This window comes from Bradyrhizobium sp. MV1.5 (genome assembly GCF_055807615.1).
In genome coordinates, this window is record NZ_JBVVPL010000031.1 from 52,111 (window position 1) to 66,639 (window position 14,529).

The 14,529-nt window shown below is 64.1% G+C and carries 14 protein-coding genes; 6 read left to right on the top strand and 8 right to left on the bottom strand.

Annotated elements, in window-relative coordinates:
* Positions 1 to 128: 128 nt before the first annotated feature.
* Both phbB and AC0L2J_RS25555 read right to left on the bottom strand, forming a co-directional pair.
* Positions 129 to 854 carry an acetoacetyl-CoA reductase gene (gene phbB / locus AC0L2J_RS25550; RefSeq protein WP_007604523.1) on the bottom strand — a complete coding sequence of 242 codons (726 nt, stop codon included), beginning with the start codon at positions 852 to 854 and terminating at the stop codon, positions 129 to 131.
* A gap of 240 nt (positions 855 to 1,094) precedes the next feature.
* Positions 1,095 to 2,273: an acetyl-CoA C-acetyltransferase gene (locus tag AC0L2J_RS25555; protein WP_007604521.1), complete on the bottom strand. Its 1,179-nt coding sequence runs from the start codon at positions 2,271 to 2,273 to the stop codon at positions 1,095 to 1,097.
* Positions 2,274 to 2,577: 304 nt separating this feature from the next.
* Here AC0L2J_RS25555 and phaR point away from each other — a divergent pair, with 304 nt between their 5' ends.
* Positions 2,578 to 3,174: a polyhydroxyalkanoate synthesis repressor PhaR gene (gene phaR / locus AC0L2J_RS25560; RefSeq protein ID WP_007604520.1), complete on the top strand. Its 597-nt coding sequence runs from the start codon at positions 2,578 to 2,580 to the stop codon at positions 3,172 to 3,174.
* A gap of 43 nt (positions 3,175 to 3,217) precedes the next feature.
* A complete protein-coding gene (locus AC0L2J_RS25565; RefSeq protein WP_473394903.1) occupies positions 3,218 to 3,835 on the top strand; it encodes a class I SAM-dependent methyltransferase in 618 nt (205 codons plus the stop codon).
* A gap of 10 nt (positions 3,836 to 3,845) precedes the next feature.
* Here AC0L2J_RS25565 and AC0L2J_RS25570 read toward each other — a convergent pair whose 3' ends face one another.
* Positions 3,846 to 4,733: a branched-chain amino acid aminotransferase gene (locus AC0L2J_RS25570; protein WP_063992447.1), complete on the bottom strand. Its 888-nt coding sequence runs from the start codon at positions 4,731 to 4,733 to the stop codon at positions 3,846 to 3,848.
* Between the two features lie 116 nt (positions 4,734 to 4,849).
* On the opposite strand from AC0L2J_RS25570, the gene AC0L2J_RS25575 reads away from it, so the two are divergent.
* Entirely contained in the window at positions 4,850 to 5,785 is a 936-nt protein-coding gene (locus AC0L2J_RS25575; protein ID WP_473394904.1) for an alpha/beta hydrolase, read from the top strand.
* 48 nt (positions 5,786 to 5,833) lie between these two features.
* Here the strand turns inward: AC0L2J_RS25575 and AC0L2J_RS25580 are convergent, their stop codons facing one another.
* On the bottom strand, positions 5,834 to 6,079 hold the full coding sequence (locus AC0L2J_RS25580) for a hypothetical protein (protein ID WP_473394905.1): 246 nt from the start codon (positions 6,077 to 6,079) through the stop codon (positions 5,834 to 5,836).
* Positions 6,080 to 6,292: 213 nt separating this feature from the next.
* Between AC0L2J_RS25580 and AC0L2J_RS25585 the strand changes: the two genes are divergently transcribed.
* Both AC0L2J_RS25585 and AC0L2J_RS25590 read left to right on the top strand, forming a co-directional pair.
* On the top strand, positions 6,293 to 7,162 hold the full coding sequence (locus tag AC0L2J_RS25585) for a hypothetical protein (protein WP_473394922.1): 870 nt from the start codon (positions 6,293 to 6,295) through the stop codon (positions 7,160 to 7,162).
* Between the two features lie 235 nt (positions 7,163 to 7,397).
* Positions 7,398 to 8,981, top strand: coding sequence for a sensor domain-containing diguanylate cyclase (locus tag AC0L2J_RS25590; protein WP_473394906.1), 1,584 nt, complete (start codon positions 7,398 to 7,400; stop codon positions 8,979 to 8,981).
* Between the two features lie 13 nt (positions 8,982 to 8,994).
* On the opposite strand, the gene AC0L2J_RS25595 is transcribed toward AC0L2J_RS25590, so the two are convergent.
* From AC0L2J_RS25595 to AC0L2J_RS25605, 3 genes are all read right to left on the bottom strand, one after another.
* Entirely contained in the window at positions 8,995 to 9,555 is a 561-nt protein-coding gene (locus AC0L2J_RS25595; RefSeq protein WP_473394907.1) for a carboxymuconolactone decarboxylase family protein, read from the bottom strand.
* A gap of 111 nt (positions 9,556 to 9,666) precedes the next feature.
* Positions 9,667 to 10,827 carry a PLP-dependent cysteine synthase family protein gene (locus AC0L2J_RS25600; protein WP_473250332.1) on the bottom strand — a complete coding sequence of 387 codons (1,161 nt, stop codon included), beginning with the start codon at positions 10,825 to 10,827 and terminating at the stop codon, positions 9,667 to 9,669.
* A 45-nt stretch (positions 10,828 to 10,872) separates the two neighbouring features.
* On the bottom strand, positions 10,873 to 11,337 hold the full coding sequence (locus AC0L2J_RS25605) for an Lrp/AsnC family transcriptional regulator (RefSeq protein ID WP_007604505.1): 465 nt from the start codon (positions 11,335 to 11,337) through the stop codon (positions 10,873 to 10,875).
* A 163-nt stretch (positions 11,338 to 11,500) separates the two neighbouring features.
* On the opposite strand from AC0L2J_RS25605, the gene AC0L2J_RS25610 reads away from it, so the two are divergent.
* The gene (locus AC0L2J_RS25610) at positions 11,501 to 12,514 is read left to right on the top strand and encodes a 1-aminocyclopropane-1-carboxylate deaminase (RefSeq protein WP_473394909.1); all 1,014 of its coding nucleotides are present in this window, start codon (positions 11,501 to 11,503) and stop codon (positions 12,512 to 12,514) included.
* A gap of 12 nt (positions 12,515 to 12,526) precedes the next feature.
* Here the strand turns inward: AC0L2J_RS25610 and recQ are convergent, their stop codons facing one another.
* A complete protein-coding gene (gene recQ, locus AC0L2J_RS25615; RefSeq protein WP_473394910.1) occupies positions 12,527 to 14,392 on the bottom strand; it encodes a DNA helicase RecQ in 1,866 nt (621 codons plus the stop codon).
* Positions 14,393 to 14,529 lie beyond the last annotated feature (137 nt).

Genomic DNA, 14,529 nt, shown 5'->3' on the forward strand with positions numbered 1-14,529 from the left:
CGATCAAAAGGCTCTGAGGACGTTTATGCCCGGCACGAGGCCGGGCATTTTCGTCTTCACTATCGCCTTGTCGCGCCTGAAGCTACAGATTTTGGCTCAGCGACGTTGCGCCAAGAGAATGGGCGCCATCAGGCCTGATATTGGCCGCCATTGATGGTCAGCGTCGAGCCGGTGATGAAGCCGGCTTCGTCCGCCGCCAGGAACACGACCGCGCGCGCGATCTCTTCCGGTTCGCCGAGCCGGTTCACCGGGATCTGCGGGATCACGTTCTTTTCCAGGACGTCCTTTGGCACGGCCTGCACCATTTCGGTGTTGATGTAGCCGGGGCAGATCGCGTTGACGGTGATGCCGCCCTTGGCGTTCTCGAGCGCGAGCGCCTTGGTGAAGCCGATGTCACCGGCCTTCGCCGCGGAATAGTTGACCTGGCCGAACTGTCCCTTTTGGCCGTTGATCGACGAGATCGAGATGATGCGGCCGAACTTGCGCGCACGCATGCCTTCAATGATGGGACGCGTCATGTTGAACAGCGAACCGAGATTGGTATTGATGACGGCGTTCCACTGCTCGAGCGTCATCTTGTGGAAGGCAGTGTCGCGGGTGATGCCGGCATTGTTGACGAGCACGTCGATCGGTCCGACCTCGGCTTCGACCTTCTTCACGCCCTCGGCGCAGGCATCGAAACTGCTGACGTCCCATTTGTAGACCGCGATGCCGGTCTCGGCCTTGAACTTCTCCGCCGCCGCGTCGTTGCCGGCATAGCTCGCCGCAACCTTGTAGCCGGCCGCCTTCAGCGCCTTGCTGATCGCAGCTCCGATGCCCCGCGTACCACCCGTCACCAATGCAACACGTGCCATATCGTATTCCCTTCCCTTGGACTCTTCGGACGTTTCTGAGTGATCGTTTTTAAGTGCGGATTATGGGGGACGTTTGACGGACATCAAGAACAAAACGCCCGGCGTCGAGCCGGGCGTTTCTATTTAGTCGAGGCTTGTACGGTTGCGAAGAATATTTGATTTGCAACCGCCGCCTTTTTAATCGCGTGCAACGCACTCAGCCACGCGTGCAGCGCACGCGCAGATGACGCGTCACTATCTTCAGTCGCGCGCCACACACATCGCGATACCCATGCCGCCACCGATGCACAGCGTGGCGAGGCCCTTCTTCGAGTCCCGCTTCTGCATTTCGTGCAGCAGTGTCACCAGTACGCGTGCGCCGGAGGCACCGACCGGATGGCCGATCGCGATAGCGCCGCCGTTGACGTTGACCTTGGAGGTATCCCAGCCGAGATCCTTGTTGACGGCACAAGCCTGCGCCGCGAAGGCTTCGTTGGCCTCGATCAGGTCGAGATCGCCGACGTTCCAGCCGGCCTTCTTCAGCGCGGCGCGCGAGGCCGGGATTGGGCCCGAGCCCATGATCTTCGGATCGACGCCCGCCTGCGCCCAGGACACGATGCGCGCGAGCGGCTTCTTGCCTTCCTTGGCGGCCTGCTTGGCGGTCATCAGCACCACGACCGCAGCGCCGTCATTGATGCCGGACGCAGACCCAGCGGTGACCGTGCCGTCCTTCTCGAAGGCGGGACGGAGCTTCGCCATCGCGTCGACCGTTGCGCCATGGCGCGGATATTCGTCGGCGCTGACGACGACATCGCCCTTGCGTCCCTTGATGGTGACGGGGACGATTTCGTCGTTGAATTTACCGGCCTTCTGCGCGGCCTCGGCCTTCTGCTGCGAGGCCACGGCGAACTCGTCCTGCTGGGCGCGGGTGATCTGCCACTGCCGCGCGACGTTCTCGGCGGTGTTGCCCATGTGATAGCCGTTGAAGGCGTCCCACAGCCCGTCCTTGATCATGGTGTCGATGAATTCGACTGCTCCCATCTTGACGCCGCCACGCAGATACTGGGCGTGCGGAGCCATGCTCATGGATTCCTGGCCGCCGGCGACCACGATCTCGGAATCGCCGTTGAGCAGCGCCTGATAGCCGAGGGCAACGGTGCGCAGGCCCGAACCGCAGAGCTGGTTGACGCCCCAGGCCGGGCTCTCGACCGGAATGCCGGCATTGATCGAGGCCTGGCGGGCCGGGTTCTGGCCTTGGGCGGCGGTCAGGATCTGGCCCATGATGACTTCGGAGACCCGGCCGGGCTCGATGCCGCCGCGCTCCAGCGCGGCCTTGATGGCAATGGCGCCGAGGTCATGGGCGGGAAGGGTTGCGAACGCTCCGTTGAAGCTTCCGACCGGGGTGCGGGCGGCGCTGACGATGACGACATCGTCTGACATGGGCATCTCCTGGGTTGAATGGGGGCAGACGGGGCTGGGGAAACGGCTCGCCAGTCTCGGACGGCATCCTGTTAACGTCGTTGAGGCATGTCAATCGGCCGGCGGCCGAATTCATCCCGCAGCGCATTCAAAATAGCGTTCTTGGCGCTTTCGCAAGCACGTTTTTGCTGCCCGATTAACCGTGGCGCACAAAACGGTAGCGTGACCCCTTTGAAAATGCTTATTTTGTTGCGTTGCGTACTCTTCCCGCCCTGCGGCATAGCCCGTCAGGTTCCCGTTCTCCGCGTCTTGCAAGTGAGAGCCCATGGCGAAATCAGACCAACCCACCACCATCAAGAAATACGCGAACCGCCGGCTCTATAACACCGGGACGAGCACTTACGTGACGCTGGAAGACCTCGCCTCCATGGTCAAGGACGGCGAAGATTTCCTGGTCTACGACGCCAAGACCGGCGACGACATCACCCGCTCCGTGCTTGCCCAGATCATCTTCGAACAGGAGAACAAGGCCGGCCAGAACCTGCTCCCGACCACCTTCCTGCGCCAGTTGATCCGCTTCTACGGCGACAGCATGCAGATGGTCGTGCCGAAATATCTGGAGCAGGCCATCGCGTCGCTGACGCAGGAGCAGGAGAAGTTCCGCAAGCAGATCGCCACCTCGCTGTCCGGAACCCCGTTTGCGCCGCTGGAGGAACAGGTCCGCCGCAACATGGAGCTGTTCCAGCAGACCTTCTCGATGTTCAAGCCCTTCGCGCCCGGCGCAGGCCGCCCCGCAGGCTCCGCTGAGCCGGCGCCTGAGGCGACCGCCGAAGCCCCGAAGGACAGCAATATCGACGATTTGCGCCAGCAGATGAAAGACATGCAGGAACGCCTCGAGCGGATGTCGAAGAAGGACGAGTAGGTCGTCCCTCTGCGCCGGCTCCCGGCAGGCCGGAGGACGCGCCATGTCCGACCGAAGCACCCATTGGGACAATGTCTACGCCACCAAGGGCGAAGCCGAGGTCAGCTGGTTTCAGAACAGTCCGGCGACTTCGCTCGCGATGATCAGAGCGGCTAATCCAGGCCGCGAGGCTGCCATCCTCGACATCGGCGGCGGCGCATCGCGGCTGGTCGATGCTCTCCTGCTGGACGGATATCGCGACGTCGCTGTGCTGGATCTCTCTGCCAATGCGCTTGACGCTGCAAAGAAGCGAATCGGCCCAGCCGCTTCGACGGTCGACTGGATCGTTGCCGACGCCACGACATGGCACCCGGCAAAGACATACGACCTATGGCACGATCGGGCGGCGTTTCACTTCCTGACCGATTCCCGCGACAGGACCGCATACATCGAGCGGCTGCGGTCGGCGGTTGCGCCCGGCGGCCACGTCATCATTGCGACGTTTGCGCTCGACGGTCCCGAGAAGTGCAGCGGCCTGCCGGTGCAGCGTCATGACAGCGCGAGCCTTGCGGCGGAGCTCGGGCCGGGGTTCGAGCTGGTCGAAACGCGCAACGAGGCGCACCATACGCCGTGGAATTCGACGCAGGCGTTTCAGTTCAGCCGGTTCAAGCGGCACAGCTAGGGCGGTGCTATTAAGCCGCCAGCTTCACCGCATGGGCAAAGTCCCAATAGAGCTTGCGCGCGCGAATGTAGAGCGGACCCGGCTTCAGCTCGCGATCGTCAATGCGGATCACCGGCGCGACTTTTGCGAAATTTCCGGTAGAAAAGATCTCGTCGGCGGCCACGAAGTCGGCGTAGCGCAGCGTCTTCTCGACCACGGTGACGCCGTCGGCGCGAAGCAGGCTGATGACGCGCTGGCGGGTGATTCCGTTGAGGAAGGTGCCGTTCGGCACCGGCGTGTAGACCACGCCGTCCCTGGCCATGAACACGTTGGAATTGCCGAACTCCGCGACGTTGCCGAGCATGTCGAGCATCAGCGCGTTCTGGAAGCCGCGCGAGGCGGCTTCGGCAAGCGCGCGCGAATTGTTCGGATAGAGACAGGCGGCCTTGGCCTCGACCGGGGCGCATTCGGCGGTGGGCCTGCGGAACGGCGATAGCGTGATCGCGTTGCCGACGGGTTTTGGCATCGGCGCCTCGTAGATGCACAGGCACCAATCGGTGGTCTCGGGGTCGAACAGCACGCCGCCACCCGAGCCATTCTGCGCCCAGTACATCGGACGGACGTAGAGCTCGGCATCCGGCGCGAAGCGCGCGATGCCTTCGTTTGCGAGTGTCATCCAGGTTCCGGTATCGACCACCGGCTTCAGCCCAAAGTTGGTCGCGGACTGATTGGCGCGGGCGACGTGGCGGTCGAGATCCGGCGCGACGCCTTCGAACGCCCGCGCGCCGTCGAACACGACCGAGCCGAGCCAGGCCGCATGCGTGCGCGGACCCATGATCGGCACATTGCCGTCATGCCATTTGCCCTCGAAGAAGGTCCAGCTCGGCGAATATGCGATGGGTTTTTTGATCTCGGCCATGACCGGCCTCTCCCTTGGCGTGGTGCCGCATTATAGCGCCACTATTGGGCGCAATTTCTAAATGATTCCCTGCGGGAAAATGGTGAGTTACCCTCCCGGAAGGGAAAGGAAGCACCATGCCGCTCGATCCACTCGCAAAGCGTTTGTTGACCATGATGGCTGCGGCCGCGCCGCAGGCAAGGAGCCGGCCGAGCGTGGAGGCACGGCGGCAATCATTGGCAAAACTGATGCAGTTTGCGCGCGCCGATGCGCCTGACGTGACGTCGTCCGACGGCATGCTGCCTGGTCCCGGCGGCGCGCTGCCCTATCGCCTCTATTCACCGGCAAGCGCCGCCGATCGCGCGCCCGGCTTCGTGTTCTTTCACGGCGGCGGGCTCGTTGCCGGCAGCATCGTCACGCATGACCGCATCGCAGCGGCATTGGCACATGCGACCGGCTGCCGCCTCGTCTCGGTCGATTACCGGCTGGCGCCCGAGCACAAATTCCCCGCCGCCGTGGACGATGCGATCGCTGCCACCGAATGGGTGGCGCGCGAGGCCTCATCGCTCGGTATCGACGCGGGGCGTCTGGTGCTCGGCGGCGATTCCGCGGGTGCAACGCTCGCTGCGATCGTGTGCCAGGAGGCAGCGCAGGCCGCAGGCCTTTCCATCGTAGCGCAATGCCTGATCTGCCCGGTGCTGGATTTCGAGGAGGCCTCACCTTCGCGCCAGGCGTTCGCCGAGGGCCACCTGATCGACCGCGTCACGATCGAAGCTGATCTCGCCGACTATCTGCCCGAGGACCTGGATGCCGCCGATCCCCGCATCTCGCCCCTGCGCGCGACACGGCTTGCGGGCCTGCCGACCGCCATCATCCACACCGCCGAGTTCGACCCGATGCGCGACGAGGGCAATGCCTATGCCCGCAAGCTGCTCGCCGCGGGCGTCGCGGTCGAGCACGTCTGCCATGAGGGCATGGTCCACAATTTCCACGCTATGGGCGCAATCCTGCCGCAAGCGCAGCTCGTGCTGTCGCAGATCGGGGAGCAGGTCAGGCGGGCGGTGGGGACGTGAAGCACCTGGTCTTGCCGCCTCCCGCAACGGGAGAGGAAAGAGAATGCCTCACGCTCTCGCCTCGATGACGGAACGCGCCGCCGCGACATAGCTTGGCCAATGCGAATCCGCATAGCGCTCGGCCTCCCACGCGCAGGTGACGTCGGGCGCATGCGCAGCCGCGATCATGCGCGCAAAGCGCTCTTCGGCGACCGTCACGTCGTCGGACGCGGCCGAGGGCGCGGCTGCTGCGACGGTCGGCGCAACGGCGAGTCCCGCCAGTCCGGCGAGCAGGATGCGGCGTGACGTGTCCATGGCTGTCGTTCTCCAGTGTCCGGCCTGCACTCTGGCGGAGGATGTGTCAGTGCGGTGACGGCAACGTACCTGCGTGCATTCGCACCGTCCACCGATTGCGGATACCACTTGACCATACGGGCGATCACATTCCATCTAGCAGGCAGTTTCGCCATCACGGCAGACGCGTCGGATTGTCACGTGTCCCATCGAACCCAATCGCCCCGCTCGGCCTTGCGCGCTTTCGCGATGGGACTGCTCTGCCTGATGATGCCGGCTGGCGCATTGGCCGCCGATAGTGACCAAGACGCTGTCGCGAAGCCGGCGGTTCCGAATATCTATCTCGACCTGCGCACAACGTACGCCACGATCCCCGCGGGCACGCTCGGGCTCGGCTTCGGCAACACATCATTGTCTGCAGCATTCGAAGCGTTGGCGGCGCGCAGGGGCGATGCGCTGCCGAACGGATTGCCGGCCGCGAAGTCAATCGCCCTCGATCTCCCGATGACCGTCGACGTCAGCGATCGCGTCTCGCTCTACGGCGGCGTCTCGGGCTCGACCACGGACCTAGGCGGTGGCTGGTCGGCGTTCGACATCACCAGCTGGAACATCGGTGTGCAAGCCGATCTCTACCAGCAAAACGGCGGAAAGATCCCGACAATCACGCTGCAATCCACCCTGACGCAGTCAGTGCCCAACGACCCCGGCATGACAACGTCATTCAACAACATCCTGGAGTTCGACTACGCGCTCGACGAGGACGAGACACGCGGATGGCTTGCCGGGGTGCAATATACCATCACCGACATTGCCGGCGCGGTCGTCCGCATCCGGCCGAACACGATCCTCTATGCCGGCGGCTACTACCAATGGCCGAGCAACTGGAAATTCACCGGCCGTCTCGGCGTGCAATCGTTCGGCGGCGCGCAACTCGCAGGCAGGGTGCTGGCTGAACCCTTCACGCAGCCGATCCTGCGCCTCGATCTCGATCGCATGGACGACAATGACAACCGACTATTCGGCATCACTGCACAGATCGCCTGGATGCCGAAACCGTCCTACCAGCTGACGTTGCGGACGCCGCTCTACGCGGTGCGCAACTGACTGCGGACCGTGGTGGATTTTCCGTAAAGCGGAGCAACCGCATTTTCACGGACATCAGAGCAAGGGCCGCTCCCGCTCATCGTTGATGATGAAGGGCTTTTCGCGTTCAACGCTGACGTGACGACGGCCGGATGCGTGAACCAATTATTAGCCCTCTCGCACAATCGCGCACCACCTTACCTTTCGGCAAGTAAGCTTCGGGCAAACTGGGCCGATGTCGCTTGGGAGGTTTGGAATGCCCCGCTTGGTATCGGAACGAACGTTCCTCGCCGGCCAGATCTTCTTCAACTTCGGTCAGTCGACCATCGATTGCGTCGTGCGCCGGATGTCCGAAGACGGCGCGACGCTGGAGATGCAGAGCAGCATCGGCGTGCCCGATCGGTTCCAGCTCCGGCTCGCAGGCCAGGAGATCCTCTCCTGCCATGTGCTCTGGCGGTCGGACCGTCAGATCGGGGTTGCGCTCGGAGCGGAAGATCATGTCGAGCCGAAGGCCGTGGACGAGCAGGAGCGGCCGACCGATTCGCTGATGCGCGGACAGATGTTGGCGCTTCGGGCGGCTCTCGATTTCGTCCCACTTGGCATCGTGCTGCTGGATGCCAATCTCCGCGCGCAGTTGATCAATCGGGCGTTCCGGCAGATGTGGCTCTTGCCGGAGGAAGTTGCCAACAGCAATCCGTCATTTGTGACGTTGATGCATCATGGCCGCGATACGCTCGCCTACGAGATTCCGCCGGCCGAGCTTGAGGCCTATGTCGCCGAACGCGTCCGTCAGATACAGGCGGGTGATGCGTCTCCGCGCGACCTGCGCCGTACCAGCGGCGACGTCGTTCGGATGCAATGCACGCCTTTGCCCAACGGCGGGCGGATGCTGACCTATACGCCGGTCACCGACATCGTGCGCTATTCCGACGAGCTGAAATTGCTGCGCGACGCCCTCGAGAACGTCGAGGACGGCGTGCTGCTGCTCGACCGCGATCTCAACGCCAGCTTCATGAACCGGCGCATGCGGCGGTTCTGGGAGGTGAGCGAGCAGGAAGCCGCCGCCCGCCCGACCTATGCATCCCTGGTGAGCCGGGTGCATCGCGCGAGCGCGCCGGATCTGCCGGCGAACGAACTGGTGAAATTTCCCGTCAAGCGCGTCGCCGAGGTCAAGGCGGGCGATCATGTGCGCGATCTCCAGACGCCGGATGCGCGCCGGATCAGGGCCCACTGCACCACGATGTCGAACGGCGGCCGCATGCTGACCTATGTCGACATCACCGATCTCACCAACAAGGCCAACATGCTGGAGCGTCTGGCCACCACCGACCCGCTCACGGGGCTCTACAACCGCCGCCATTTGCTGAGCGCGCTCGATGCAGAGTGGAGCCGCTTCCAGCGCTACTATCGCTCCGTTTCGGTCCTGATGCTCGACATCGACCATTTCAAGTCGGTCAACGACCGCTATGGTCACGCGATCGGAGACGAGGCGATCAAGGCCGTGGCGGCCGCATGCCTCGATGGCAAGCGCAAATCGGACGTCGTCGGCCGCTTCGGTGGCGAGGAGTTCGCGATTCTGCTGCCCGAGACCAGCCTGTCGCGCGCAAGGATCGTCGCTGAGAGAATCCGCAAGCGCGTGATGAGCTCGCGCATCGTTGCCCATCAGGTTCAGTTCGGTGTCACCGTGAGCATCGGCATTGCGGAAGCCAGTGTCAGCATGTCCGGCATCGACGCCTTGATGAGCGCGGCCGATCACGCGCTCTACCAGGCGAAGGCCGAAGGTCGCAACCGCTGCGTGGCCTGGTCGCCGCCGCCGCCCATGAACAAGGCGGCGGAGTGATCGCTCCGTAGATCTAGTCCGGCACCGGCACGTCGAACGTGTTCAGCGTGACCGACACCATGCAGTAAATGCCGACGAGATAGGACAGCTCGGCTGCGCCGTGCTCGCCGAACTCCTTGACCGCGGCCCGATAAGTCAGTTCCGGCAGCACGCCGCCGCTGACCAGTGCGGACGCCACGTCATAGGCGACGGCTTCCTGCTTGGTGAGATCGACCGGCCGCTGTCCGGCGACGATGGTCGCGAGCTTCTCGTCGGAGAGGCCGCGCTGTTCGGCGACCAGCACATGCGCATAGAGCTCGTAGCCGGAGCGGAAATGCGAGCCGGTGACGAGGATCGCGACCTCGCGCACCGGTGCCGGCAGCAGCGGGTTCGACGCGATCGCCTTGACCAGCTCCCACACAGGCTTGCCGAAGCGCGGCTCGCGGATCCATGGATTCCAGGGCCCGAGCAGCGCGCCATCGTCGCGCATGTTCACAAAGCCCTTGAAGTGGTCCTTGATGCCGGCTCGCATGTCGTCATAGAGCGGCTTCTGTTCGGCACTCAGGTCCTTCGGATCGAGAATGGGAAGGCGCACGGCAGGTCTCCTCGTTGAGAAGCCGCGAAACTCGCCCGCACGCGCGCGCAAGGCAAGTGAAGTTGCCGTGACGGCCGTGCAATCTTGCAAATGGCCGGGAAGCGCCAGCTATCAGGCGCCAGGATTTCGCAAGTTCTGCGGATTCGCTACGTCTTCGAACTCAAGCGCCAGCGGTTGCGCCGTATCGAGGAACGACGACAAGGCCGCCTCGAACGGCGTTGGATCGAGACCGCGCGCTTTCAGCCAGGCGGGCTCATAATAGGTCTGCCGGTAGCGCTCGCCGGAATCGCAGATCAGCGTCACCAGCGACCCCGTCTGATTCGTCCTTCGCATCTCCGAGGCGAGCCGGCACAGCGCCAGGAAATTGGTGCCCGTAGAGCCACCCACCGCGCGGCGCAGCCGGCGCGACAACACGTTCATCGCCGCGATCGTCGCCGCATCCGGGATCTTCATCATGCGGTCGACCACGCCCGGCACGAAGGAGGGTTCGCAGCGCGGCCGGCCGACACCTTCGATCAGCGAAGGGCGATCGCAAACATGAGAGCGGTCCTGCGAGCTGAAGCAGTCGAAGAAAGCGGAATGCTCGACATCGGCGACGCACAGCCGTGTCGGATATTGGCGATAGCGCAAATAGCGTCCGATGGTGGCCGAGGTGCCACCGGTGCCCGCCCCCATCACGATCCAGTCCGGCAGCGGGCGCGGCTCGCCCTGCAATTGCGTGAAGATGGATTCGGCGATGTTGTTGTTGCCGCGCCAGTCGGTGGCGCGCTCGGCGAAGGTAAACTGGTCCATGTAGTGGCCGCCCAGCCGTGCGGCCAGCGCGCCGGCCTCCGCATACAGCGCGCGGCCGTCATCGATCAGATGGCAGTTGCCGCCGTAATGCTCGATCGCGGCGATCTTCTCCGCCGAGGTCGTGCGCGGCATCACGGCATAGAAGGACACGCCGATCATCTGCGCGAAATAGGCTTCCGACACCGCGGTCGATCCCGACGAGGCCTCGACGACGGGCGTACCTTCGCGGATGTGGCCGTTGCAGAGCGCGTAAAGGAACAGCGAGCGCGCGAGCCGATGCTTCAGGCTGCCGGTCGGATGCGTAGACTCGTCTTTCAGATAGATGTCGATGCCTGAGAGCGCCGGCACGATCAGCCGGATCAGATGCGTGTCAGCCGTGCGGCACTGGTCAGCCTCGATCGCGGCCACGGCTTCGTCGACCCAGCCGCGCCGATAGGCCGGTCCGGCCGGATTGAGGTGGCGGAAGGGGACTGTCTGCATCACCTGAATCTCTCATGATGCGGAGCGCGCATCAATAGCTTCCGCTCAAAACTCCAGCGGCGCGTTGTCGATGACTTCCTTCATCACGAAGAAGGTGCGGGTCTGGCGCACGCCGGGCAGCGCGATCAGCTGCTCGCCGTGGATACGGTTGAAGTCCTCCATGTCGCCGACGCGGATCTTGAGGAAATAGTCGAAGTCGCCGGCGACGAGGTGACAGTCGAGCACGAACTTCAGCCTGGTGATCGCCTGCTCGAAGATCGCAAAGCTCTCCGGCGTCGAACGGTCGAGCACGACGCCGACCATCACCAGCGTGCCCTTGGCCACCTTCTTGGGCGCGACCATGGCGCGGACGGCGGCGATGAAACCGTGCTCGAACAGGCGCTGGGTGCGCCGATGGCAGGTGGCAGGACTGATGGCGACGGTTTCGGCCAGCTCCGCGTTGCTGAGCCGGCCGTTATTTTGCAGCAATCGCAACATCTTAAGGTCGATGCGATCAAGACGGGCGGACATGGAAGAAGCTTCCGTAATTTGCGTATTCTACGAAAGAAAGAATACCCTATGGCGCAATTTCTGCAAGATCGTGCGCAACAGGGCCGCAATATTTGAAAGCACCTTTTTGCAGCGCGATGCTAGGGTTTTCGCAGACACCAACACCAATCGGGATGACCTGACGATGCTCGAAGAATTCGCGCGCTATCCGCTGACCTTTGGTCCGACACCCATCGAGAAGCTGGAGCGGCTGTCAAAGCATCTCGGCGGCAATGTCGAGGTCTACGCCAAGCGCGAGGACTGCAATTCCGGGCTCGCCTATGGCGGCAACAAGCTGCGCAAGCTCGAATACATCATCCCCGACGCGATCGCCTCGAACGCCGACACGCTGGTCTCGATCGGCGGCGTGCAGTCCAACCACACCCGCATGATCGCGGCCGTCGCGGCCAAGATCGGCATGAAGTGCCGCCTGGTGCAGGAAGCCTGGGTGCCGCACGAGGACGCCGTCTATGACCGCGTCGGCAACATCATGCTGTCGCGCATCATGGGCGCCGACGTGCGCCTGGTGGACGACGGCTTCGACATCGGCATCCGCAAGAGCTGGGAGGACGCGATCGAGGAGGTGAAGGCGGCGGGCGGCAAGCCCTATGCGATTCCCGCCGGCGCCTCCGTGCACAAATTCGGCGGCCTTGGCTATGTCGGCTTCGCCGAAGAAGTGCGTAAGCAGGAAGCCGAGCTCGGCTTCAAGTTCGACTACGTCGTGGTCTGCACCGTCACCGGCTCGACCCACGCCGGCATGCTGGTCGGCTTCGCCGCCGATGGCCGCGCGCGAAAGGTGATCGGCATCGACGCCTCCTTCACCCCGGCGCAGACCAAGGCGCAGGTGCTCTCGATCGCACAGAACACGGCCAAGCTCGTCGAGCTCGGCCAGGATCTCGTCGCCGACGACGTCGTGCTGATCGAGGATTATGCTTATCCCGCCTACGGCGTGCCATCGGAAGAGACCAAGGAGGCGATCCGCCTCACCGCGCGTCTCGAAGCCATGATCACCGACCCCGTCTACGAGGGCAAGTCGATGCAGGGCCTGATCGACCTCACGCAGAAGGGTTATTTCGAGAAGGGCGCGAAGATCCTCTACGCCCATCTCGGCGGCGCGCCGGCGCTGAACGGCTATGGATATGCGTTCCGGAACGGCTGAGGTCGGTAGCCCCTACCGCGTCCTGACAATCTGCAGCAGCTCGTCGCCGTAATGCTCGAGCTTCTTGTCGCCGATGCCGGGCACATTGCGCAGCTCGTCCAGCGTGGTCGGCCATGCGCGAACGATGCCGTCGATGGTGGCGTCGTGCAGCACGACGTAGGCCGGCACGCCGCGTTCGCGGGCAATCTCCGAGCGCCAGGCTCGTAGCCGCGCGCGCAATTCAGGATCAACACCGCCCTGCGGCGCACCGGCCGCCGGCGCCAGATCACCGCGGCGGGACTTGGCGCGGCTCAAACGGATCCGGGCGCCGGGCGCTTCCTCGCGCAGCCACACTTCAGTTTCGCCCCGCAGCACGCCGCGCGACGAATCCGTCAGCTTCAGCGCGCCGAAAGCTTCGCTGTCACTCAGCAAATGTCCCATCGCCACGAGCTGCCGCAGCACGGTACGCCATTGCTTCTCGTTGAGCTCGCGTCCGATGCCGAACACCGTGAGCTTGTCGTGGCCGAACTGCGTCACCTTCTCGGTGAGCCGTCCGATCAGCACGTCGATGAGGTGCATCGCGCCGAAGCGCTGCCCGGTGCGGTAGACGCAGGACAGAAGCTTTTGCGCCAGCACCTTGCCGTCGCGCATTTTCGGCGGCGTCAGGCAATTGTCGCAATTGCCGCAGCCCCCGCCCATCACGATCTCGCCGAAATAGGCGAGCAGCCGCTGGCGCCGGCAGTGCGGCGTTTCGGCAAGGCCAACGAGCGCATCGAGCTTGCCGATCGAGACCCGCTTGAATTCGTCAGAGCCGCTCGACTCGTCGATCATGCGGCGCTGCTGCACGATGTCGGAGAGACCGTAGGCCATCCAGGCTGCCGACGGCTTGCCGTCGCGGCCGGCGCGTCCCGTCTCCTGGTAATAGGCCTCGATACTCTTGGGTAGATCGAGATGCGCGACGAAGCGCACGTCCGGCTTGTCGATGCCCATGCCGAAGGCAATGGTCGCGACGATGACGATGCCGTCCTCGTTGAGGAAGCGGTCCTGGTTGCGCGAGCGCACGCTGCTGTCGAGCCCGGCGTGGTAGGGCAACGCCGCAATGCCGGCGTCGTCGAGCGCGGCGGCGACCTCCTCGACCCGTTTGCGGGACAGGCAATAGACGACGCCCGCATCGCCCGCGTGACGCTCCCGGATGAAATCCTTGAGCTGCGACACCGCGTTGCGCTTGTCGACGATCTCGTAACGGATGTTGGGACGATCGAAGCTGGAGACGAAGTGCGGACTGTCTGCAAGCGCAAGCCGCTCGACGATCTCCTTGCGAGTCAATTCGTCGGCAGTCGCGGTCAGCGCGATGCGCGGCACGTCGGGAAAGCGCTCGGCGATGATCGACAGGCCGACATATTCGGGACGAAAATCATGGCCCCATTGCGAGACGCAATGCGCCTCGTCGATCGCGAACAGCGCCACCTTCGCCCGCGCCAACAGCGCCAGACACCGCGGTGTCACCAGTCTCTCCGGCGCGACATAGAGCAGGTCGAGATCACCCGCGATCAGGCGCCGCTCGATGTCGGAGGCTTCCTGCGGGGTCAGCGACGAGTTCAGCGCGGCCGCGTTGACGCCTGCTTCGTGCATGGCGGCGACCTGGTCGCGCATCAGCGCAATCAAGGGCGACACCACGACACCGCAGCCTTCGCGCAGCAGTGCCGGCAATTGATAGCACAGCGACTTGCCGCCGCCGGTCGGCATCAGCACCAGGCAATTGCCGCCGTCGGTGACGTGCCGGATGATCTCGCCCTGCGCGCCACGGAACCCGGGCAGGCCGAACACCGAACGCAGCACCGACAGCGCATCGCGGCCATGGGCCGGCGCAGGCAGCGGAGCGGTGGAAGGAGAGGACATGGGCACGTCGGGGAGGCCGTGAGATTCGTCACAAGGCCAGTCGCATGACCGCGCGGGCGTGGCAAGACTGTTTGCAGAGCGAGACGCGAGTCTTCCCCTCTCCCCTTGTGGGAGAGGGTGGCTCGTCGCGTAGCGGC